Consider the following 22,954-nt stretch of genomic DNA (forward strand, 5'->3'; position numbering starts at 1 on the left):
GAACTTTCCATTAAGCTGACGATATGTTGGCTGAAGGAGAGTTTGCAATGAAGAAATGGTTGTTTGTACTTGCAGCATTAACTGCAATAATTTTACTGGGACAGCTGCTGCAGGAGCAAAAGCTGGAGATTACTTCTAAGCACGGGGAAGTTGATCATAATAAAAAAATTGAGCTGGTTGCAATAGAAGCTGACCAGGTGCATCGCGGCAAGCTGCTGCTTATTAATGCACAGAGTCAGCTGTCTGCTGAAGGGATCGCCGAGGACATCGTAGAGTTTGCAAGAGATCAGGCGGCTGGAGCAGGATTTGCGCTGGAAAACGATACGATTATGCTGTCCGATGAAGTGCTGCAGGCTTTGCAGAAGATGCTCGCAGCCGCACGGCAGGATGGACTGGAAGGCTTTATGCTGACGAGCGGCTACCGCTCTATGGAGCAGCAGGCGATGCTGTATGAGCAGCAGGGGAGCGATTACGCGCTGCCTGCGGGCTATAGCGAGCATAATAGCGGGCTGGCCGTTGATATAAGCTCGATTGCGATGAAGATGGAGGTTGCCCCGGAAGGCGCCTGGCTAAGAGATCATGCTGCCGACTACGGCTTTATTTTACGATATCCGCCAAACAAGCAGCACATTACTGGGATACAATACGAGCCTTGGCATTTTCGTTATGTCGGACTGCCTCACAGCTTAATTATGCAGGAGCATGGATGGGTGCTGGAGGAGTATTTGCAGTACCTTGCTGAGAATCCAAATTTGTCTGTAGGAACGAAGGATGGCCACTTTACGATTGACTACTACAGCTACAGCTCTGATCTGCTGATCAAGCTTCCATCCGACGCAAGCTATACGATCTCTGGTGATAACGTCGGTGGAGTGATCGTCACCTCCTGGGTGGAGGGCGAGCTGTAATGAAAACAATATTTCGGATTCTGTTGGCTCTGCTCGCTATTGTAAATGTGTATATGCTCATTTCCATTATCCTGTTCAAGATGATGCCTCTGCAGCAGTCTATTCTGTCACAGCTGGATAGTTTGAAGTTTCAGCTGCAGCTTGTTATGCAGCGGCCATCCTTAATAGAAAGCCGCATACAGTCGGCAAATTTTATTCCTTTTTATACGATTCGCAGCAGCCTGTCTACACATATGGGGCCATCACAATGGCTTAATTTATATGGAAATGTATTAATCTTTATTCCTACTGGAGTTATTATTGGCCTGTGGAAAAACAAGCAGCGCATTGCCACTGCAGCGCTGTTTTCCTTTTTGCTAAGCTTGATGCTTGAAAGCATGCAGTTGATGTTGCTAATGGGTTCTTTTGATGTCGATGATTTGATTTTGAATACATGCGGCGGAACAATAGGGGCATGCTTTGTAAGTCTGCTATACTTACTAAGAAAGCATTTTTAAATTGGGAGTCTTTACTAATGGCAGTTTCTATGAGAATCTTATAGTGGATGAACCAAGGAAGTTCAAAAATCCGACTTTGATGACGATGCGACTTCTTCGTAGCTTAGTCGACGGCGAATATGTCACGCTACCGAAGGCTGCGGTGCTCACGTAGCAACACTCTACGCTGCGCTCCTCGCTTTCTAGTATCGTGCCATCTTCTTGGTCCTGAAAGCCGAATTTTTGAACCTTTATTTAAAGTGGAAGTTCAAAAATCCGACTTTGATGACGATGTGACTTCTTCGTAGCTTAGTCGACGGCGAATATGTCACGCTACCGAAGGCTGCGGTGCTCACGTAACAACGCTCTACGCTGCGCTCCTCGCTTTCTAGTATCGTGCCATCTTCTTGGTCCTGAAAGCCGAATTTTTGAACGACTTGCACTTTGCAGGAGGGATTGTCATGAAAAGTCAGTGGATGCTTATTTCGGGTTTATTATTTGCGCTGCTTATTGCGATTTTCGCAGTTATTAATGTGGATGCGGTTGAAGTGAATTATTTATTTGGGTCGACGAGAACTCCGCTTATCCTTGTTATTATGATTTCGACACTGCTGGGAGGGCTGTTAGTAGGCTCAATCGGCATGCTCCGTTTTTTCGCCCTACAGCGCAGGGTGAAACAGCTTGAGAAGCAGCTGCTTGAGGCTAGAGGACCAGAAGGCTTGACTGTAGTTGATGAGGTCAAGTACGAGGAAAGCTCTGCTACTGAGATTGAGGACGAGCTATCGCAACAAAATCAAAAATAAGCGCTTTGTTCGCTTTATTTATTTGAATTGAATGTAGTACAATATAGGAAGAGGTAACCTTAAAGGCAGGTGTTTCGGAAATGTCTAATCAAGAATTACGCCAAGGCGAGGATCAAGCAGCAGAGCAAGCCGAAGCTTCCAAGGCGCTTTCTCAAGCTGAGCGTGCCAAGCAGCTATTGGCGGCACGCAAGCAGCAGCAGGGCAAGCCAGGCAAGCAGCAGCAATCCACTGGCACGAAAAAGCTAGTTAGCCAAAATACAAAAAAAGTAAATAATCAGCGCAAGAAAATGGGTGTGTAGTTCGCAGACCAGTTGCTTGCAGCAAGAACGCTCACAGCTGTGGGCGTTTTTTATTTAGGTGCAGGAATTTATTTCATGAGCGATTGCTGCATGAATTCCAAAAAAGCCTGCATAATGTAAATAGGCTAATTACAACAATTCGGAGGAGAACAGATGCAAGCCAGTCAGTCTTTGAAAGTATTTTTGCTAGCTGGTGTAAAGACGAGTCCGAGCGCATTTCATGCATTAGAACAGCGCTTGCAGCAAAAGCTTATCGAAAAAGGAATTGCACCAGACATCGAGATGTTATTTCCTTATGGCGAAATGGATAGAAACTTATTGTTGCAATTGTTTGAGGTTAGAGCCGATCTGTCGCATTACACATTTGATGCAGGTATAGGCGGGAGAAAGGTATGGAACAGAATTAAAGACTATTATCATGAGCAGAAGCTGCTGATGATTGGACATAGCGGTGGCGGCGTTGCTGCCTATCAAATCGCGCGAAAAATATACGAGGACAATTACCCGATTAATACGAAGGTTATTCAAATCGGCTCACCTAAAACACGGATTATTCCTCAGCTCAGGGAACGGGTCAGCTATATCCATTCCATTGATGAGCAGGGCAAAACGAAGGACCCGATTACGAAACTGGGCAGCTGGGGAGGCTGGTCAGTCGAGTATCGCGGCATGCCGATTCCGCGCTGGGATGCACGCAAGTACGCACCGGGGCGTATTCTAGGGGTGAACACTTTAGGTGGACATGCTGATTACTTCCGCCATTCCTCGCAATTTACAGACGAGCTAAGCAGCTGCAACCTGGATAAGACGTTGGGGAGGATTGAGGGTTGCTTGAATGAGTGGCTCCAATCCGCTACACTTAAGAGGTAGTTTAAAAAGCTCGGCTTTGATGACGATGTATCGCGTTGTAGTGGATTCGGCGGCGAATCTTGAACGCTAGCGAAAACTGCGGTGCTCACGTAGCTTTTGCCTACGCTGCGCTCCTCGTTTTCTACTAGCGTCCAAGCTTCTTGGTCCTGAAAGCCGAGCTTTTTAAACCTCGATTGGAAGATGTAGTTTAAAAAGCTCGGCTTTGATGACGATGTATCGCGTTGTAGTGGATTCGGCGGCGAATATGTCACGCTACCGAAGGCTGCGGTGCTCACGTAGCTTTTGCCTACGCTGTGCTCCTCGCCTTCTAGTATCGTGCCATCTTCTTGGTCCTGAAAGCCGAGCTTTTTAAACCTCGATTGAAAGGGTAGTTTAAAAAGCTCGGCTTTGATGACGAAGTGTTGCGTTGTAGCGGATTCGACGGCGAATATGGAACTCAGCCGAAATTTACGGTGCTCACGTAGGTCTGTCTACGCTGCGCTCCTCGCCTTCTACTAGCGTCCAAGCTTCTTGGTCCTGAAAGCCGAGCTTTTTAAACCTCGATTGAAAGGGTAGTTTAAAAAGCTCGGCTTTGATGACGTCGAGTTTTGAACGCGCTTATTGAGGAGTGAAAGGGTGGCTAATACTCATAGTTATACAAAGGGCGAGGAGATTGCGAACGCTATTACGCATGGGATTGGTGTTTTGCTTAGTATAGCGGCCTTGGTGCTGCTCATTGTGTTTGCCGCGCTTAAAGGTACGGCGCTGCATATCGTGAGCTTTACGATATATGGCAGCTCTATGGTGCTGCTTTACTGTGCTTCTACGCTGGTTCACAGCTTTCCGGAGGGGAGAGCTAAAAAAGTATTTGAAGCGATTGATCATTCCTGTATTTATGTTTTTATTGCAGGCACGTATACGCCTATTTTATTTCACGTTATACAAGGCACACTGGGCTGGGTGCTGTTCGGCATAGTATGGGGGCTGACCGTGCTGGGAATTGTGTTTAAGTCGATGTTTGCCAGCCGTTTTTTATTTACGTCAACTATTTTATACATTTTGATGGGCTGGTGCATCGTATTTGCCTGGAAGCCGCTTGTAGCAAATTTAGCTCCTCAAGGACTAACCTTGCTTGTGATCGGCGGTGTGCTGTATACGGTTGGCACCGTATTTTATATGTGGCGCAGCTTCCCATATCACCATGCCGTATGGCATCTATTTGTACTGGCTGGCTCCATTGTTCATTTCTTTTCTATTCTTTTGTATGTGCTGCCTGCTTAATCGTTTCCTCGACCGGACAAAAACCTAGCGGGCTTGAGCATATCGATTGTGCAATATCAGGCATATCGTCAGCCAAATCCTGAAAATAGCTGGACATAATATGATTGGCTGAAACCGAGCCGTGGCGGAAGGAACGCTGTACCTCGCCCTTTACATGAAGATAAAAATAGGTTTCATCCGTTTGCGGTGAATGGTAGACAAGTGTAGGCAGATGAGGAACGATATCGTACTTGTTTTGAAATCTCCAATTTACAGGCACGGTATAGTTGTATGTTCTAACAAATGCCGGATCGCCAACTCTAGGCGCGCCAAACGTATATACAATAGGCGCATGAAAAGAAGTATTGCTGGCAATGTCAAGCGCTGCAAGCGTCGCTAAAGCGCCCCCCAGGCTATGTCCAGTAATGTAAAGCGGATGGTCAGCATTGCAATGGCTTAAAAGCTCCATCACTTGCTGACGCAAAGTGTAATAGATGTCGGTAAAGCCCTTATGGGTTTGACCGGCATTTTTATTGGGCAAATATTCTGTCTGCTGGGCAATAAAATCATACACCCAATCAATCGAGGTGCTGCTGCCGCGAAAAGCCAGTATCGTATTTTGCTCGGAAGCAAGCACAAAGCCATAGCGGTCATGATCAATTCCAAGCTCAGACGTCATAATTGAACCAACCAGGTCATAATGCTCTGGTTTTATAAATGCCCCGGTTTCTTTATTGGCGAATTGAACATAGGTTTGGCTGCAAATCGCCGCAAGAAACAATGCGCTTTGATAATTCGGCTCCTGCAGACCGCGTGTCGGCTGGTGATAAGACATAACAAACCCTCCATTTCTTAAGAGGTAAGTAGATTATATAGTATGTCGCTGCTATGAAATGGGTACCTGCTGAGTTGAAAGAATAAAAGAAAATTTCAAACGTGGACAGCGCTTCCAGGCTATGGCTATAATGGAGAAAAGAATAAGGGGGAATGGGAATGTCGCTAAAGATCGGAATGATAGGCACAGGATGGTTTGCAGACATGCATGCCAAGCTGCTTACACAGCAGGAAGCAGTAGAAGTGGTAGCGGTCACAGGCAGCACTCAGGAGAAAGCGCAGCAGTTTGCAGCAAAGCTGCCTAATGCAAAAGGCTATGGAGAGGTTGAGCAAATGCTTGATGCGCATCAGCTTGATGCGGTATATATTTGCACCCCGCCGTTTGCACACGGCAGCTTCGAGGAGCAATGCATTAAGCGCGGCATACCTTTTCTAGTGGAAAAGCCTTTATCCAGTGAAGCGGATTTGCCGCACAAGCTGCTGCAGGGCATTCAGGAAAAGCAGCTAATCACATCGGTAGGCTATCATTTCAGATATATGGATGGAGCAGAAAGAGCGAAGCAGTTTTTAGCCGAACGCAAGCTGGCATTAGCGCTTGGCTATTGGATGGGCGGAGCGCCAGGCGGCACATGGTGGCGCAGGCAGGAACGTTCTGGAGGTCAATTTGTTGAGCAAACTACGCATATCGTAGACTTGCTTCGTTATTTGGCTGGGGAAGTGACGGAGGTCTACGCTGCTTTCCATGAAGGCATTCTGAGTGAGCAGGACCCGAACGCCAATGTTGCCGATGCGGGTACAGTTACATTGAAGCTGAGCAATGGCACTGTTGCTACGATTAGCAATACATGCATCTTGCCTGCTGGCGATCATGCAGGCTTGCATATTTATACCAATGCAGGCAAGCTGGAAATTAGCCATGGCGGAGTAAAAGACTTCACTGCGGGGCAGATTGTAGAATATTTGAATAAAAGCAATCCATACGAAAAGCAGATGGCAGCTTTTCTGCATGCTGTTCGAACCGGTGACACCTCGCGTATTCGTTCCAGCTACGAGGATGCTTATCAAACGCATCGCGTAACTATGGCTGCCAATCAATCTGCGGCCAGTGGACACGCGATTAAGCTATAGCAGCTGTTACAGCTTGCTAGTTAGTGTTACAGTAATTCTAAAAAACATAAGCAAAGTGGGCTAGAAAGTTAGTGAATACTGACCTTCTAGCCCACTTCTTTTTTATAGCTTGCGCTTGCGGGAAGGCAGAGGCGCGTCATTCGTCAATTCCATTGGCACGGCTTCAGCTTGCTCTTTTATTTTCTTGCCTCGCTGTTTGCGGGAAGGCAGCTCTTCGGGAAGAGGCTGCTTTAATATAATCTCATTCAGCTTTTCAGGCTTGGCCGATTTTCGCTTTGATAAAATATCTCCCGTCCAGCCCTTGCGCCAAAACAGGTAATAGATGAAGGCCGTAATAATGAGAATAGCTCCAATCATGTATATGAAGCCAAGCGGCTCATTTTTAAAAGGGATCTTCACAAAATTAGTGCCCCACAATGCCCCGATAATTGAAGCCGGCAAGCAAATTGCAGTAAAAATAGTGAGCGTTCGAATAATTTCATTGCCGCGAAAATTAGATAGGGCATCATCAACTGAAATTAAAGTGTCGATTTCAATGGCGTAATGCTTGAGCAGATTGTCTACACGCTGAAAACGATACTGCAAGCGCTGATAGCCTTCACTATTCGTTAACTGATCGAGAAACGCCTCCTTGGCCAGTCCTTCCAGCTCTCGAATGGGCAGATAGAGATGGCTAAAGTGGAGGAGCTCATAGCGCCGCTCGATAATGGTATCGAGCAAATCCTTGCGGTTTTGCTCCTTCATATCCTTTTCAAGCTGTCCGAGCCGTTTTTCGAATTGATCGAGACCGATATGCAAGCTTTCCAATAGCGTGCCCAGCATAATGAAAAAGGCTTCTGGCGCATGCTGACAGCGCTCGTATTCCTCCAGCATGGTGAGATGCTGCAGTCGCAGCGGAATTCTTGTATCGCGCTGCATCGTAAGCAGCTTGTTGCCCGACAACCAAAAATGGAATGGAGCGACGTCTTGCTCATCATCAGACAGCTGTATCAATATCGTGCCCTGCACGACAGGGCCATACTGCTCGACTTTTTGAATTAAAATGTTGTTTGTAAATCTTTCGTAGCTGTCATTAATCCAAGCTGCTGCTTCGGGATAGGCTTGAATAAGCTCGCGCTTTTCCGTTGCATAGCGTTCGTCAGCGTCATTTACAGAAGCGGAATGCGCTTTGGAGCTAGCATGCTGACGGCGCGACGAAGAAACAGGGATATGCTTGAGCTGCAGAACATGCCATTCCCAGCCCGCCATATAACGAAGATTTCGATGGATCAACTGATCTGCAACCTCCCTTGGATTCACTCCTAAAACATCTACTTTACATCATAGCGCAAATGATTATCTAGGTACAACCGTATCGTACAAATAATACAGGAATAGCTAATATTTATAAAAATTCGACAAAATGAGTGACGGGTCAAGCAAATGGGAATACCAACATAGAGCGAATGATGAATTGAATGATGATTTAAGGAGGTAATAGCATTGATCAAAAAAGTATTGCTGTTTAATACAGAGCATGAAGCTGCTGAAGGCTTGAGAAAGCTTGAAAGCAGAGGGATTCCTGCCAGCTCGCTTCGTGTTCTAGTATCGAATGTTGAGCATAGCCGCTTACTAAACGCAGAAACTGCGGTTCATATTGATTTATTATCTGAAATTGCAAGCGCCAATCGTAGAGAAGAACAAGGCTTCAACACGGTTGAAGGGGAATTTGATCGTCTTGTCTTTCCGTTTTTTGCCCAGCAGCAATCTTCGCAAGTACCTGTTGGCGGAATACCAGCGCTAATTCAAATTTATGATGACGATGAAAATGGTGTTCCGTCGCTAATGGAATATGGTTTGTCTGAGGATGCCGCGCGCCGCTGCTTCCATGCATTGCGAGCAGGACAATGCGTCGTTTGTATTACTGGCGAGGATGAGTCTTCTGATGACGTTTCATTGTTCAATAGCTTGTCGGCAAGCTTTTCCGAGGACAGTTCAGATGATTTGGGGGAGATTGGAGCCGTAGAGGTAATCGAAAACAGCTTGTAGAGGAAGTTCAAAAAGTCCGACTTTGATGACGATGCGTAGCATTGTAGCTTAGTCGACGGCGAATCTTGAACGCTAGCGAAAACTGCGGTGCTCACGTAGCTATTGCTCTACGCTGCGCTCCTTGTTTTCTACTAGCGTCCAAGCTTCTTGCTCTTGCACCCAAAAAAGCTACAGCGGAGGAGCAAAGCATCCGAAAAACGAACGTGTGTCACTTTTAACATCGTAATGCAACCATAAAAATCAAAATAAGAATCATTACGATTTAAAAAGCGACTGGAGGATGCTTTTGCTCCGGAGCGCTGAGGCAGTTCAAAAAGTTCGACTTGATGACGATGCAAACAGCCTCCATCACAATCGCGATTGATGTGATTATGATGGAGGCTGTTTTATGATCTGGACAAGGAGAGGATAGAGCTCAGCTTTTGCATGATGCCGATGCCGCTAATATAATCAGCGGCCCATTGCGCTCCGATCACACTGGAAATCGTTCCGTTGCCTCCATAGCCAAGTATATAAAGCAAATTTGGGTCCTGCGGATCTGTGCCGATATAGGGCAACCCGTCCTTCGTTTCTATAAAGGTTGCATTCCATTGAAAGGCAATCTGCGGATCGAGGTCAGGAAACAGCTGCTTTAACTCCTTTAGCAGTCTTTGACTATGCAGGCTGATCGAGCCTTGATCGTGATTCAAATGATTCGTCGTTTCATCAAGCCCGCCGATCATAATGCGGGAATCCGCAGTTGTCCGCACATAAAGATATGGTCGTGCTGTTTCCCACAGCATCATTTTTTGATGCCAAAAGCTTAAGTCCGCGACGGGATCGGTTACAATGACGTAAGAGCGCTTGACGGTTAGCTGCAGCTGCGGCTGCTGCAATTGCTCATACTGGTAGCCTACAGCATGAATAATATAGTCAGCATCAATGCTGTATTGTTCATTTACGACCGCATGGTAGCGGCCGTTTTCCAGCTTTTTATAGTGATTTACAGATGAGCGCTCAAAAATTTGCTGGCCTTTCTTGCTTAAATATTGCGCCAGCTTTAACACAAGCATGTGCGGATTGATTTCGGCGTCTCCATGTGTAATGAGGCCACACGGCTTGCTAAAAGGGAATTTTTCTGCAATTTGAGCCTCCCGCCACAGCTCGCACGGCAAGCCTATGCTCGATAACGCCTCATACTCCTGCTCCAGCTTGTTGACATCCTGAGCAGCCGAGCTGTATTGCATGCTGGAGCGAGTATAATACTGCAAGTCGCCGGCTTCATGCTGCAAATTAGCAACAATTTGCTGTACCTTCTTACCTGCATCAAAGCAGCAGCGGTAATAATAGTCTGCCGATTCCTTGCTCATTTTCTGGCGGAGCTGAAAGAGCATAGTATCGTTGCTATATTGCAGCAGTCCAGTGCTGGCAAGCGAGCTTCCATCAGCGATTTCATCAGCTTCCACAAGAACAAAATCTATTTGATGCTCATGCAGCATATAGGCAGCCAGCAGTCCCGACATGCCGCCGCCAATAATAAGCACCTTTGTCGACAGCGATTGGCTCAACCTCGGCCATTCTACGGGGCCGTAATCAAATAATTTCCAATAATAAGCGCCATAATGAAGCTCCTTCATAGCGGGAATCACCTCAACGCTAGTATGTCCATGAAATAACTTTTCAAATATCAGGACCAAGAAGATAGCATGAAGCCAGGGAATGAGGAGCGCAGCGTACGGTTTTGGTACGTGAGCACCGCAGGCTCCCGATGAATGCTATATTCGCCGTCGATTAAACTCCGAAGCAACCGCATCGTCATCAAAGCTCTGCGTTTTGAACATCCACTTCAATAAAAGTTCAAAAAGCAGAGCTTTCAGGACCAAGAAGATGGCACGATACTAGAAGGCGAGGAGCGCAGCGTAGGAGCAAAGCTACGTGAGCACCGCAGCCTTCGGTAGCGTGTCATATTCGCCGTCGAATCCACTACAGCGCATAACATCGTCATCAAAGCTCTGCTTTTTGAACATCCGCTAAAATCTGCTTGCGATAAGAGGTTGGCGATTGTCCATACGCCTTCCGAAACTGCTTGGAAAAATAGAGCGCATCCTGAATGCCGACAGATGCCGCAACTTGCTCAATCGTAAGCTCTGGTCGTTCACGCAGCAAATGGCGGGCATGGTCGAGACGCAAATTCAATAAGAAAGTGCTTGGAGGCATGCCTACCTGCTGTTTGAATACTCGCGACAAATAGGCGCGGTTATAGCCAAAGGCTTCAGCCATATGCTCGATGCTAACGGGATGTGTATACTGAGAAGTCAAGTAGTGCACCATTTGTTTATGCAGCTTTTGTTCAGCACCAGTATGATGAGGCAGCAGTGACGCTTCCGGCAGCTGCTGTTTGCCGTATTCAGACATAATTAATTGCAGCCAGCCCGAGGCTTGGATAGAGGAAGTGGCATGACCCTCGCGAAAAGCCTCTAAAATATTGTAGTAATAATCGGCTGTTTTCATGTAATCCTGCAGCGCAACGACTTCACTGGCTGGATTCAAGCCGGCCAATTGCACGAGCTGATCTGCCATCTCGCCAGTAAAGGCTAACCAGCGATAGCGCCACGGATTGCTGGCAGCCGATTCGTAGGAAATAAGCTGATTTGGTCGAATAAGAAAGGTATCTCCTGCTTTTAAATCATATTGCTGCTGTTCAGTGACAAAGCGACCTTCGCCTTCAAGCACGATGTGCATCAGATAGAAGCTGTATACCTTAGGACCGAGCCGATGATTCGGACTTGTTTGACTTTCGCCTGCAAACAGCACATGCAGTCCCGTCAAGCCGCTTTCATCCATACTCGGATTTGAAGCGACACGATAGGTTTCGGGCTTGGCTTCCGGGGATACAGATGCATGCTGTTCATGATCCTGATGGAACGAGGTTCGAAACATGGTAGATACCTCCTGCGATAATTCATGGTATGCTTGATTAAACTTGTCCAGTACATATGTGTACGTTGAAGAGTTACCTTCCTATGCACATTGTAGCGGATTGCAATAGGAAAGCAAAGTCACATTAATCCATATAGATTTCACTTACCACCATTCAGTTAAATGAGGATTGTGACTATACTGAAAGCAAGATCAAAATCAAATTTGATGTAAAGGATGGATATTTTTATGGCAAATATTCAAGAGCTGAAGCAAACCTTTGTTGCACGTTTTGGAGAGTCTGAGCAAGACATTCATGTATTTCATGCGCCAGGCCGCGTCAACCTGATTGGCGAGCATACTGATTATAATGGCGGCTATGTATTTCCTGCCGCGTTAACCTTCGGCACAACATTGCTTATTCGCAAGCGTGACGATAAAGGACTAGGTCTTGCTTCCACAAACTTCCCAACAACCAACGTACTAAGCGTTGAAAAGGTTGTTTACGATAAAGCTGATGACTGGATGAACTATCCAAAAGGAATTGTCAATGAAATTTTACAGCAAGGAGTTGTTTTCAGCTCTGGCTACGATTTGCTATATCATGGTGAAATTCCTAACGGCTCAGGTCTGTCATCTTCGGCTTCAATCGAAGTCGTAACCGCATTTGCCTTGCTGACGTTGGAAAATCAGCCAATTGACACTGTCAAAATCGCGCTAATGGCGCAAAAATCAGAAAACGAGTTCAACGGTGTACAATGCGGCATTATGGATCAGTTTGCAGTAGCAAACGGCAAAAAGGACCATGCGATTTTGTTAATGTGCGATACGCTGGAATATGATCTTGTACCATTTGAATCTGGAAGCTACAAGCTTGTAATCGGCAATACCAATAAACGTCGCGGACTAGTCGACTCCGCTTATAATGAGCGTCGCAGCCAATGCGAGCAAGCGGTTAAGGAGCTGCAAGCTGCACATCCTGAGCTTACGCTGCTTGGACAGCTTTCGCTTGAGCAATTCAATGCATCGAAGCATTTGATCAAGGATGAGGTTGTACTGAAGCGGGCACAGCATGTTGTAGAGGAAATCGATCGAGTTCTGAAGTCGATGGAAGCATTAAAAGCAAATGATCTGGCTCAATTTGGCCAGTTGATGAATGGCTCGCATGATTCTTTGCGCGATCTATATGAAGTAACAGGCGCTGAGCTGGATGCAATGGTTGATGCTGCGCGCAAGGTGCCAGGCGTGCTGGGCGCTCGCATGACAGGAGCAGGCTTCGGCGGATGCACGGTGTCACTGGTGCATGAGGATTCTGTTGAGCAATTCAAGGAGCAGGTAGGCAAGGAGTATACAGAAAAAACAGGTCTGGTTGCAGACTTCTATGTATGCTCGATCGGCAACGGAGTCGAGCAGCTGGCTTAACTTAAGAGGATATTCAAAAAGCTTTAAAACAACATTTAGGAGATGATTGAGATGGCAGTATTAGTAACTGGTGGTGCAGGGTATATTGGGTCACATACGGTAGCAGCTTTGCTGGAGCGTGGCGAGGAAATTGTTGTGCTGGATAATTTGCAGCAAGGTCATAAGGAGGCGCTATTAGGCGGCAAGCTTTATGTTGGCGACTTGCGCGATGGCGAAACTCTGGATAAGCTGTTCAGCGAAAATAATATTGATGCGGTCATTCATTTTGCAGCCAATTCGTTAGTTGGCGAGAGCATGAAGGAGCCAGGCAAATATTACCATAACAATGTATACGGCACACTTTGCTTGCTTGAAAAAATGAATCAGTACGGAGTAAATAAAATTGTTTTCTCATCAACGGCAGCTACGTACGGCGAGCCTGAAAACGTGCCAATTGATGAGTATGATCGTACATCGCCTACTAGTGCATATGGCGAAACGAAGCTGGCGATGGAAAAAATGATGAAATGGTTCGACACTGCGCACGGTGTGAAATATATTTCCTTGCGCTACTTTAATGCAGCAGGCGCGCATGCGAGCGGCAAAATCGGCGAGGCGCATGATCCGGAAACCCATCTTATCCCGATTGTGCTGGAAGCAGCACTAGGCAAGCGTCCTCACATTTCTGTATTTGGCGATGATTATGCAACAGAGGATGGCACTTGCATACGCGATTACATTCATGTCAGCGATCTTGCTGATGCGCATGTGCTCGCTTTGGATTCTCTGCGCAAAGGCTCAGACAGTGCCATTTACAACCTGGGCAGCAGTACTGGCTTCTCCGTTAAGCAAGTAATTGACATTGCGCACGAGGTAACAGGACGTGAAATTCCTGTAGCATTCGAGCAGCGCCGTCCAGGCGACCCGGCTGTTCTGATCGCATCATCGCAGCGTGCTCGTCAGGAGCTTGGCTGGGATCCACAGCGCAGCAATTTGAAGGAAATTATTGCAAGTGCATGGAACTGGCATTCTAATCATCCGAACGGCTACAGCAAATAAGAACAGCAGGACGAAGGAAGGAGTATGAGCATGACCGCACAAGTGACAGCTACCGACGCTCAGCTGCAAATCGCGCGTCTGGTGCAGTTTGCCCTGCAGCAGAAGATGATTGAAGCGACAGATCAGCATTATGCAACCAACGCCTTGCTTGACCTGTTTCACTTTGAAGAGCCGTATGAGGGTGAGGTGCCTGCGGAGCAGCTAGCGTCTCCGGTTGAACCGCTGGAGCAGCTGCTGGACTATGGCTACAGCATTGGACTTATCCCTGAAAATACATTGACCTATCGAGATTTGCTGGACGCTAAAGTAATGGGCGTATTTGTTCCGCGCCCTTCCGAGCTTATTCGCAAGTTTTACAGCCTGGCGGAGGAGCACGGGATCGAGGCTGCTACTACGATGTTCTATAAGCTGAGCATCGACAGTAACTATATTCGCATGGACCGAATCGCAAAAAATCCAAGCTGGCTGCATGCTACCGAATATGGCGAGCTGCAAATTACAGTTAATTTGTCCAAGCCGGAAAAGGATCCTAAGGAAATTGCGCTGCTTAAAACATTGCCGCCTGCCAAATATCCGAAATGTCTGCTATGCGTAGAAAACGTAGGCTATGCAGGGCGCGTCAACCATCCTGCGCGACAAAACCACCGCACGATTCCGCTGACGCTGCAAGGAGAAGAGTGGCATCTGCAATATTCTCCTTATGTATATTACAACGAGCACAGCATCGTATTGAAGGGCGAGCATGATCCGATGGCTGTGACGCATAGCTCGATGGCGCGCTTGCTTGATTTCGTGGAGCAGTTCCCGCATTACTTTATCGGGTCAAATGCGGACCTGCCAATTGTTGGCGGATCGATATTATCGCATGATCACTTTCAGGCGGGCAAACATGTATTCCCGATGGAAACATCACCGATCGAAATGAGCTTCAGCTCTGCGAGCTATCCTGGCGTCAAGCTGGGCATCGTCAAATGGCCAATGTCCGTCATTAGACTGCAGGGTCAATCGAAGGATGAAGTTAAACAGCTGGCAGCGTATATTCTTGATCAATGGAGAGAATACAGCGATCCATCAGCACAGATTTATGCCTTTACCAAGCAAGCTGATGGAAGCAAGGTGCCGCATAATACGATTACTCCGATTGCTCGCTTGCTGTCTGGCGGTGAATTTGAGCTGGATCTCGTGTTGCGGAACAATCGCACAAGTGAAGAGCATCCAGATGGCATTTTCCATCCGCATCAGAACCTGCATCATATTAAGAAAGAAAATATTGGTTTAATTGAAGTGATGGGCTTGGCTGTGCTTCCTGGACGGTTAAAGGAGGAGCTGGCGGAAATTGCCGCACTATTAAGCGGTGGCGATCAAGCAGCAGTAACGGCAGTCCAATCTTCCGAGCATCCGCTTAACAAGCATGCGGCCTGGATTTCAGAGCTTGCCGAGCAGTATGGCATCAGCTTGTCCAGCGAGGCAGCGGAGCAGCTTGTTAAGGAGCAAACAGGCGCGAAGTTTCTAGCTGTTTTGCAGGATGCTGGCGTATATAAACGCGACGTAGAGGGGCTAGAGGCGTTCAAACGCTTCATAAAGTCGCTTGACTTCACGGAAATGCTATAAAATAGAAAAAATTAATTGTTAAAAAATTCCCATTTGATAGAAACAAATGGGAATTTTTTGTTGTAATATAATATGGATTGTGGTATTTTTTATGTAATTATGAAATTTTCTTATATTGCATAATGAATGCCAAATGTTGGAGGGTTGAATATGTCAGAAAAAATGCTCCCGTTGGAAGAATTCTTGAAGCTGGATTCTGATGAACAGGTAGAAAAGCTAAAGCGCTGGAAAATGACTTATACGTTGAAAGATATAAGAGAAGCTTGGAATTTCAAGCATTCGGCGCAATACTATATGCTTCTAAAAAAATTACGGATTTATGAGAGAGTCGTCAATAAATCCGACAAGTTCTATCCGCAATCCGAATCGCAGCGTCTAGGCGCAGATGGCGTATGGAGAACATATACTGAAGCGGCAAGCACGCCTAATGATCATTTCAACTTCAGCTTGAACGCGACCATTTCTGGCGCTGAACTGGCTGAAAAGTTGGAAAGAATCGCGTACTTCTTAAAGGGCGAAGCGAAAAATGTAGATATCAAGCTGTCCATAGTAGCCAATGAAAGCGACAATAATACCAATAAAGGCTAGCCATACGTGTTCAAAATAATTGGCTATCAGGACCAAGAAAATGGGATGCTAGTAGAAAACAAGGAGCGCTGCTACGGGACAAGCTACGAGATCCCCGCAGTTTTCGCTAGCGTACCATATTCGCCGTCGACAAAGCAACAACGCTCTGCCTAGTCATCAAAGTTGGACATTTTAAACAAACATTCAATGGAAGTTTAAAAAGTTCGGAGTTCAGGACCAAGAAGATGGGGTGCTAGTAGAAAACGAGGAGCGCAGCGTAGGCACTTACTACGAGAGCACCGGAGTTTTCGCTAGCGTCCAAGATTCGCCGTCGACAAAGCAACAACGCTCTGCCTCGTCATCAAAGTTGGACATTTTAAACATCATCTAAACAAAAAAACTGCGGTGAGTGGTTACCCATCCCCGCAGTTTTTGCTTTGGAACCGTAGCTTCTAGTTGCGCAGCTTGCCCAACTCGGATACAAGCGCTTCAACCTCGCTAATACTGAAATTTTCTTTGGAAGCCACAACCTCATAAAGATCTCTTATATCCTCGTAGTTGTCCAGGTTAAAGCTGGATGCCTGCATAGCAGCAGCAGTAGCCATTTTCAGCTTGGCTTTAATCGCTTCAATCATAAACACCATATTTTCTACAGTAGCTTGCTCCAAATCCACCATCAAATCGCTCCTAACATTCGGATAACTTTACTCGTCATTGTACCACGAATTGCACTGGTTAAACTAACAAATTGAAGAGAATATGAAAATCAGATACAATAAACCTGTCATAAAGGCAGTCGAATACACTACGAAGCAACACATCGCCATCAACGTCCAGCATTTTGAACATCCTATTTCAAGTAGAGTTCAAAAAGCTCGGCTTTCAGTACCAAGAAGCTTGGACGCTAGTAGAAAATGAGGAGCGCAGCGTAGGCAAAAGCTACGTGAGCACCGGAATTTTCGCTAGCGTCCAAGATTCGCCGTCGACTAAGCTACAACGCAACACAACGTAATCAAAGTCCAACATTTTGAACATCCTATTTCAATTAGAGTTCAAAAAGCTCGGCTTTCAGGACCAAGAAGATGGCACGATACTAGAAGGCGAGGAGCGCAGCGTAGATAAGACCTACGTGAGCACCGGAGCCTTCGGTAGCGTGACATATTCGTCGTCGAATACGCAACAACGAAACAGCATCGTCATCAAAGCTGTGCTTTTTGAACATCCTATAAAAAAAGGGAGATAACATAATGTTAGAGCGAACACTACACGACCCCCTCGTTAGTGAGCCAAACATACGGGAGCTGCATTATTTTTTAAAAGAAATTTATTTGCAATGTCCACTGCCAGAAGACATTGTTTTTATTTGTATAGGCACTGACCAATCTACAGGAGATTCTTTCGGACCATTAATGGGCAGCCAATTGCAAAGCATGGGGTTTCCTAATGTGATCGGTACGCTAGCCTATCCCTGTGATGCAGATCGGGTTGAGCATGCAGTAAAGCAGCTGCAGCAGCAGTCAAAGCTAGTTGTTGCGATTGATGCCTGCCTTGGCAGCGCGAAGCAGGTTGGAACCTTCATATGCACGACAGGCGCGCTTAAGCCAGGAGCCGCGCTCGGCAAAAAGCTGCCGCCTGTTGGAGATTATAGTATAGCGGCTGTTGTGAACGCGGTCGGGCCAAAGGCTTATTGGAAAATTCAATCTACGTCATTATTTACAGTTATGCAGCTTGTCGAGGAGCTTGCCAAGCAAGTTTCAAAAATTTGGGGAATGAAAAAGGAGAGTGCTTTATATGAACCTTACATTAGCGAACGCCAGCTATCTAATCAATGAGCAGCTAAAGCTGGCCTATTATGATTCGGATGCTGTCTCAGACAAGCCGGTTGTTGTGCTGCTGCACGGTTATTGCGGAAGCTCGGCTTATTTTAGCAGGCTTGCTCCTTTGCTGGAAAGCTCGTATCGCCTGCTTATTCCTGATTTAATTGGACACGGCGCATCTACGGCCGATACGAAGCCTGTCTATAATCTGCAGGAGCAGGCAGCATGGCTTGCAGGCTGGCTTCAGGCAACTGGAGTACAGCAGGCGCATGTATTCGGACATTCCTTAGGTGGCTATATTACGCTTGCGCTTGCAGAGCATAAGCCGGCATTGCTGCAATCATTCGGGCTGCTGCACTCAACCGCACTAGCCGATTCCGAGCAGAGTCAGAAAAATCGTGAGCTAGCTGTGCAAACGATCGAGGAGCAAGGCGTACGCGCTTTTGTCGAAGGTCTTATTCCGAAGCTGATTGCTGCCGATCATCCGCAGCGTGACGAATTGCTGCGCTATGGCATTGAAATTGGCTATCAAACAGCAGCTGAAGCAGCAATTGGCTTTGCCAGAGGCATGAAGGAGCGGCCGGCTCGCTTAAGTGTAATTGAACAAGCAACGCTTCCTGTACTGCTTGTAGCGGGAGCCAAAGACGGCGTTATCAGTAATGAGGCGACCTTTAGCGGACGTCAGGCATCCACACATTGCCAGACTATAGAGGAAGCTGGACATATGGGAATGCTGGAGGAGCCGGAGCAGATGGCTGCTATATTGCAGCAGTTCATTGGCAAGCAATAGTACCGAGCTTTCGAGAGGAGATTTAATCAGGATGACAGAGTATAGCGACAGTGAAAACCAGCTGCGGCAGGAGCTTGCCGAAGCGGTTGAACAGGACACGCTTTATCAGGCAGTGTTAAGCTCGCCAAAAGCAAAGGGCAATGAAGTACCGCAAAAAGTGATCGTACGTCCGATACAATTAAAAAATGGATTGGTTTACCAATTTGAATCATATTATGTAAATAAAGTGCTGCATGAAAATGTAAGTGCAAGCCAGACGGTTGAAAAGCTCGTTGCATTAATTGCCCAGCAATACAAGCAAACCCAAATTAAGCAGCAAAACAGTCAGCTTCATATTCTTTCCGGCAAAAAAGGGCAGCTGACAATTAAGCGCAAGCAGACGGCAGCGGCAGCTCAGCCTGCTGCTCGCTCGCATAATCGGATGAAAAGACGGGTTCTGGAGGAAGGAAAACCGGTTGCTTTTTTAGTGGAGCTTGGCATTATGACAGCAGAAGGCCGTGTGCACGCTAAAAAGCAGGACAAATTCAAGCAAATTAATCGTTTCCTTGAAATGGTAGAGGATGTACTGGAGCATTTGCCTAGCGACAAAACCTTGAAAATTATAGACTTTGGCTGCGGGAAATCCTACTTAACCTTTGCTTTGTATCACTATTTATCAATCGAGCAGCAGCGCCAGCTTGACATTATCGGGCTTGATTTGAAGGAGGATGTAATCGCATTTTGCAATGAGCTTGCCCGAAAGCTTGAATACGAGCATTTGCACTTTGCAGTAGGCGATATCGCCGAGTTTGATGAGCTGACTGAGGTCGATATGGTCGTAACCTTGCATGCTTGCGATACCGCAACAGATGCAGCGCTTGGCAAAGCAGTAAACTGGGGCGCTTCGGTTATTATGTCAGTTCCTTGCTGCCAGCATGAGCTGTTCCCGCAAGTAAAGAGCGAGCTGCTTGCGCCTATTTTGAATTATGGTTTGCTGAAGGAACGGTTTTCGGCGCTTGCTACTGATGGCATTAGAGCACAGCTGCTTGAAACGATCGGCTATCAGGTGCAAATGCTGGAGTTTATCGACCCGGAGCATACTCCGAAAAATATTATGATTCGTGCGGTGAAGCCGCAGAAGCTGACATTCAATCAGCAAAAATGGCAGCAGTACAGCAGTTTTAAAAGTATGCTTGGCGTTGAGCAAACCTTGGAAAAGCTGCTTGCAGACAGGCTGCCAAACCGCTAATGACCGACTGGATATGTACATTTGTCCAATTGTAGTTTTCTGGTGGATTTGCTATATTTAACAGTGATAGAAACATGAATGGGTGGGTAGCATGGGATTATCAATGATGATTGACTTTAGTATTTTTTTGGTCCTGCTAGGTACATTACTATTCTTGATCTTTTCAAAGACGATTTCGATTTTGAATCGTGTATACTCGTCGCTACACCTGGCATTCATGTTTTGGGCACTGTTGCAATTTGCTGCTGGAACAGCTAATTCGATGGAGTATCGATTTTTATTTATTAAGCTTTCTTATGTGGCGCTCTCCGCCTTAGGGGCGGGTGCTCTCGTATTTACATACCATATTATTAATCGCAGCTCCTTTCTCAAAAGCACATCCTTTAAAATGCTGCTTCTCCCAGTAATAGCCGCTGTCGTATTCATCCTGTGGAACCCAAATAATTGGTTTTTAACCTTGAATGACAATCCACTTTCTGAAAAGCAGTTTGTATATGGTCAGTATTTTGGCTTTGTTATTGCATTGCTGCTTATGTATGTCACCGGCTCTGTTATGCTGTTAATCAAATATTATTTTCAGTCCAAGCAGGACAGTATGGCGCGTCATGTAAGCCGCTTTGCTCTGATTGGCATTGGCATTGTCTTTTTATTTGGCTGCTTTGATTTGATTATGAACATTATATATCTCGATTGGTTGAATCAATATGTTCCGATTTTATCAATCGGGATGCTCTTAGCCGCCTTGTACATGTCGATTAATGTGCACCGAATTAATGTGCTGGATATGATCAGCATTGCGCAGCGTGATGTAATGAATACGATATCAGTCGGCATCCTGGTGCTTGATCGCGATGGACATATTGTGGAGATGAATCAGCTGGTCGATCATATTTTTCCGTTCGATATCGGTGAGAAGTTTGATCTTGGGAAGGTCAAGCAGCAGCTGCCTAATAACGATTGGAGCAGCATCGAAGCCAAGCTTAAGCTGCGCGAGCACGAGCCGCTTATTAAGCTTGAATTTCAATGGCTTACCAATGAGCCTGAACCTCGCCATCTGCTAGTGCAGTCTTTTCCAATAGTAGGGAGGCAGGAGAAGCTGATGGGCTACATGTTCACGCTGCAGGATTTGACCGAGGTCAATAATCTTGCCGATAGCTTGAAGCGGCAAAACGCGCTGCTTCAACAGCGCAATAATGAGCTTATTAAAACGCAGGAGGAATTGTACGAAGCAAATAAAAAATTGGAAATTATTGCAATTACAGATGCACTTACGCAATGTTATAATCGAAGATACCTTATGCAGTTTTTAGAGCAAGAGCTTCATAAACATATCGCTGAGAAGCGACCATTTACGATCATTATTTTTGATCTCGATTACTTCAAGCTTATAAATGATGCCTATGGCCACTTGAATGGTGATATTGTATTGGTACATACTGCGCGCAAGGTTAATAGTATGTTAAGCAGCAAGGACCGACTGGCTCGATATGGCGGCGAGGAATTTATTATTTACTTGCCAGAGCTGTCTGCTGCCGAGGCGCATCAAAAAGCAGAAGAAATAAAAAATGAAATTGAAAACCACCAGATTTGGATCGAGGATGTTCAAGATCATATCTCTGTAACGATTAGTGTTGGCATTGTGACGGTTGACAATTACCAAGAATTTAAATGTACAGATTCCAAAGTTTTTCTTCAGGAAGTGATGAATTTGGCGGATACTGCACTATATGAAGCCAAATATAAAGGCCGCAATTTAATTGTCAACCGCAGTTCTGCAATCAGCTAAAGGTCGTTGCACATAACAGGTGCGGCGACCTTTAGCTGGTGATAGGCAACATAAAGAAAGCAGGTACACCGTATGAAAAAAATGCATATTGATCTGGTAGAGCCAGGTGATGTCATTGCCAAAACAATTTTTCAGGAGAATGGAAATGTGCTGCTGGGCGCAGGGATGGAGCTGACCGCTCGCTATATTCAGCGCTTGCGCAATATGGGGATTGATTACTTGTTTATTGAGGACCCGCTGACGGAGGGCATAACGCCCGAGGAGCCTATTTCAGATGCTACGCGCAGTGCGGCTGTCAGTGAAGTTTATGAGACGATGAATGCTTTCAAGTCGAATGACTTGAGCAAAGGGAAAATTATCGCGCCCAATATCGGTAAAAACTTCAAAGATATTTTTGGCAGCATTATGTCGGATCTATCATCACGCGAAAATATTATTGTGAACCTGTCCAGTATCCATTCTCTTGATTCCTATTTGTTCCAGCATTCTGTCAATGTTGCGGTTTTGGCAGGAATTATCGGCTTGGCAAAGGGCTTGAATCGCTATCAGCTGGAGGAGCTGGGCATCGGTGCGCTGCTGTTCGATATAGGCATGACTAAAATGCCAGAAAAATTATTAAACCGGACAGAGAAGCTAACGAAGGAAGAGCGCGCTTTGCTGGAAACGCACCCGAAGGAAGGCTTCGACATTTTGCGCAAATATCATGATATTTCGCTTGTCTCCGCTCACTGTGCGCTGCAGCATCATGAACGCTATAACGGCTCCGGCTATCCGCGCGGGCTGATGGGCAATGATATTCATCTGTACGCGCAAATTGTCGGTCTGGCGGATATGTATGACGCTCTAATTTCGCCGCGTCCGTACCGTAAACGTTATCGCACCAGCGAGGCAATTGAGTTTTTGTTTGCTGCTGGCGGAACGTATTTTGATCATGAGCTGATTAAGCTGTTTTGCAGCCATATTTCGATCTATCCGATTGCCACGATGCTGCTGCTGAATACAGGGCAAACCGTTGTTGTTGTGCAAAATAGCGAGCTGGCGTTGCACCGCCCTGTTGTGCGCGTCGTTCGCGAGGCCGATGGCTCAGTTCCGAAAACACCGTATCAGTTTGATCTGAAAAATGAATTGCATATTACGATTGTAAAGGAATTATAATGATTATACTTCAAGTTGCAGGGGTGTTCAGAATGTCAGTGCATGCTGGCAGTATGA

22 protein-coding genes are annotated in these 22,954 nt (G+C 46.2%); 17 read left to right on the forward strand and 5 right to left on the reverse strand.

Annotation, left to right across the window (positions count from 1 at the left end):
* The first annotated feature begins 47 nt into the window (after positions 1 to 47).
* The 6 genes from KJS52_RS09720 (at position 48) to trhA (ending at position 4,616) form a co-directional block, all read left to right on the forward strand.
* A complete protein-coding gene (locus KJS52_RS09720; protein ID WP_213514573.1) occupies positions 48 to 908 on the forward strand; it encodes a M15 family metallopeptidase in 861 nt (286 codons plus the stop codon).
* Positions 908 to 1,405, forward strand: coding sequence for a VanZ family protein (locus KJS52_RS09725; RefSeq protein ID WP_213514574.1), 498 nt, complete (start codon positions 908 to 910; stop codon positions 1,403 to 1,405). The genes KJS52_RS09720 and KJS52_RS09725 overlap by 1 nt, the downstream gene beginning before the upstream one ends.
* Positions 1,406 to 1,845: 440 nt before the next feature.
* Positions 1,846 to 2,187 carry a LapA family protein gene (locus KJS52_RS09730; protein ID WP_213514575.1) on the forward strand — a complete coding sequence of 114 codons (342 nt, stop codon included), beginning with the start codon at positions 1,846 to 1,848 and terminating at the stop codon, positions 2,185 to 2,187.
* Positions 2,188 to 2,267: 80 nt separating this feature from the next.
* Complete coding sequence (locus KJS52_RS09735; protein WP_213514576.1) at positions 2,268 to 2,486, forward strand: hypothetical protein; 219 nt, start codon at positions 2,268 to 2,270, stop codon at positions 2,484 to 2,486.
* 153 nt (positions 2,487 to 2,639) lie between these two features.
* Positions 2,640 to 3,356, forward strand: a complete 717-nt coding sequence (locus tag KJS52_RS09740; RefSeq protein WP_213514577.1) for an alpha/beta hydrolase — start codon at positions 2,640 to 2,642, stop codon at positions 3,354 to 3,356.
* Positions 3,357 to 3,971: 615 nt separating this feature from the next.
* Positions 3,972 to 4,616 carry a PAQR family membrane homeostasis protein TrhA gene (gene trhA, locus KJS52_RS09745; RefSeq protein WP_213514578.1) on the forward strand — a complete coding sequence of 215 codons (645 nt, stop codon included), beginning with the start codon at positions 3,972 to 3,974 and terminating at the stop codon, positions 4,614 to 4,616.
* Here trhA and KJS52_RS09750 read toward each other — a convergent pair.
* Entirely contained in the window at positions 4,588 to 5,430 is an 843-nt protein-coding gene (locus KJS52_RS09750) for a lipase family protein (RefSeq protein ID WP_213514579.1), read from the reverse strand. The two genes, trhA and KJS52_RS09750, sit on opposite strands and share 29 nt — an antisense overlap.
* A gap of 158 nt (positions 5,431 to 5,588) precedes the next feature.
* Between KJS52_RS09750 and KJS52_RS09755 the strand changes: the two genes are divergently transcribed.
* Positions 5,589 to 6,557, forward strand: a complete 969-nt coding sequence (locus KJS52_RS09755; RefSeq protein WP_213514580.1) for a Gfo/Idh/MocA family protein — start codon at positions 5,589 to 5,591, stop codon at positions 6,555 to 6,557.
* A 102-nt stretch (positions 6,558 to 6,659) separates the two neighbouring features.
* Here the strand turns inward: KJS52_RS09755 and KJS52_RS09760 are convergent, their stop codons facing one another.
* The gene (locus KJS52_RS09760; RefSeq protein WP_213514581.1) at positions 6,660 to 7,829 is read right to left on the reverse strand and encodes a magnesium transporter CorA family protein; all 1,170 of its coding nucleotides are present in this window, start codon (positions 7,827 to 7,829) and stop codon (positions 6,660 to 6,662) included.
* A 210-nt stretch (positions 7,830 to 8,039) separates the two neighbouring features.
* Here KJS52_RS09760 and KJS52_RS09765 point away from each other — a divergent pair, with 210 nt between their 5' ends.
* A complete protein-coding gene (locus KJS52_RS09765) occupies positions 8,040 to 8,585 on the forward strand; it encodes a hypothetical protein (protein ID WP_213514582.1) in 546 nt (181 codons plus the stop codon).
* Positions 8,586 to 8,971: 386 nt separating this feature from the next.
* Here the strand turns inward: KJS52_RS09765 and KJS52_RS09770 are convergent, their stop codons facing one another.
* Together KJS52_RS09770 and KJS52_RS09775 are read right to left on the reverse strand one after the other, a co-directional pair.
* A complete protein-coding gene (locus tag KJS52_RS09770) occupies positions 8,972 to 10,201 on the reverse strand; it encodes an NAD(P)/FAD-dependent oxidoreductase (RefSeq protein ID WP_213514583.1) in 1,230 nt (409 codons plus the stop codon).
* A gap of 367 nt (positions 10,202 to 10,568) precedes the next feature.
* The gene (locus KJS52_RS09775; RefSeq protein WP_213514584.1) at positions 10,569 to 11,504 is read right to left on the reverse strand and encodes an AraC family transcriptional regulator; all 936 of its coding nucleotides are present in this window, start codon (positions 11,502 to 11,504) and stop codon (positions 10,569 to 10,571) included.
* A gap of 228 nt (positions 11,505 to 11,732) precedes the next feature.
* On the opposite strand from KJS52_RS09775, the gene KJS52_RS09780 reads away from it, so the two are divergent.
* From KJS52_RS09780 to KJS52_RS09795, 4 genes are all read left to right on the forward strand, one after another.
* Positions 11,733 to 12,905: a galactokinase gene (locus KJS52_RS09780; protein ID WP_213514585.1), complete on the forward strand. Its 1,173-nt coding sequence runs from the start codon at positions 11,733 to 11,735 to the stop codon at positions 12,903 to 12,905.
* A gap of 51 nt (positions 12,906 to 12,956) precedes the next feature.
* Positions 12,957 to 13,943 (forward strand): UDP-glucose 4-epimerase GalE, encoded by a 987-nt coding sequence (galE, locus tag KJS52_RS09785; RefSeq protein ID WP_213514586.1) that lies wholly within the window; start codon positions 12,957 to 12,959, stop codon positions 13,941 to 13,943.
* Between the two features lie 30 nt (positions 13,944 to 13,973).
* Positions 13,974 to 15,554, forward strand: a complete 1,581-nt coding sequence (locus KJS52_RS09790) for a UDP-glucose--hexose-1-phosphate uridylyltransferase (RefSeq protein WP_213514587.1) — start codon at positions 13,974 to 13,976, stop codon at positions 15,552 to 15,554.
* Positions 15,555 to 15,704: 150 nt separating this feature from the next.
* Positions 15,705 to 16,142 (forward strand): hypothetical protein, encoded by a 438-nt coding sequence (locus tag KJS52_RS09795; RefSeq protein ID WP_213514588.1) that lies wholly within the window; start codon positions 15,705 to 15,707, stop codon positions 16,140 to 16,142.
* A 431-nt stretch (positions 16,143 to 16,573) separates the two neighbouring features.
* Here KJS52_RS09795 and KJS52_RS09800 read toward each other — a convergent pair whose 3' ends face one another.
* Positions 16,574 to 16,798 (reverse strand): DUF1128 domain-containing protein, encoded by a 225-nt coding sequence (locus tag KJS52_RS09800; protein WP_373871355.1) that lies wholly within the window; start codon positions 16,796 to 16,798, stop codon positions 16,574 to 16,576.
* 570 nt (positions 16,799 to 17,368) lie between these two features.
* Here KJS52_RS09800 and yyaC point away from each other — a divergent pair.
* From yyaC to KJS52_RS09825, 5 genes are all read left to right on the forward strand, one after another.
* On the forward strand, positions 17,369 to 17,953 hold the full coding sequence (gene yyaC / locus KJS52_RS09805) for a spore protease YyaC (RefSeq protein WP_213514590.1): 585 nt from the start codon (positions 17,369 to 17,371) through the stop codon (positions 17,951 to 17,953).
* Complete coding sequence (locus KJS52_RS09810) at positions 17,913 to 18,728, forward strand: alpha/beta fold hydrolase (RefSeq protein WP_213514591.1); 816 nt, start codon at positions 17,913 to 17,915, stop codon at positions 18,726 to 18,728. The genes yyaC and KJS52_RS09810 overlap by 41 nt, the downstream gene beginning before the upstream one ends.
* A 31-nt stretch (positions 18,729 to 18,759) precedes the next feature.
* The gene (locus tag KJS52_RS09815) at positions 18,760 to 19,956 is read left to right on the forward strand and encodes a class I SAM-dependent methyltransferase (RefSeq protein ID WP_213514592.1); all 1,197 of its coding nucleotides are present in this window, start codon (positions 18,760 to 18,762) and stop codon (positions 19,954 to 19,956) included.
* Positions 19,957 to 20,062: 106 nt separating this feature from the next.
* Positions 20,063 to 21,742, forward strand: a complete 1,680-nt coding sequence (locus tag KJS52_RS09820) for a histidine kinase N-terminal 7TM domain-containing diguanylate cyclase (protein ID WP_246563447.1) — start codon at positions 20,063 to 20,065, stop codon at positions 21,740 to 21,742.
* Positions 21,743 to 21,814: 72 nt separating this feature from the next.
* Positions 21,815 to 22,897, forward strand: coding sequence for an HD-GYP domain-containing protein (locus tag KJS52_RS09825; RefSeq protein WP_213514594.1), 1,083 nt, complete (start codon positions 21,815 to 21,817; stop codon positions 22,895 to 22,897).
* Positions 22,898 to 22,954 lie beyond the last annotated feature (57 nt).

The organism is Paenibacillus montaniterrae, assembly GCF_018403185.1.
Lineage (GTDB): Bacteria > Bacillota > Bacilli > Paenibacillales > Paenibacillaceae > Pristimantibacillus > Pristimantibacillus montaniterrae.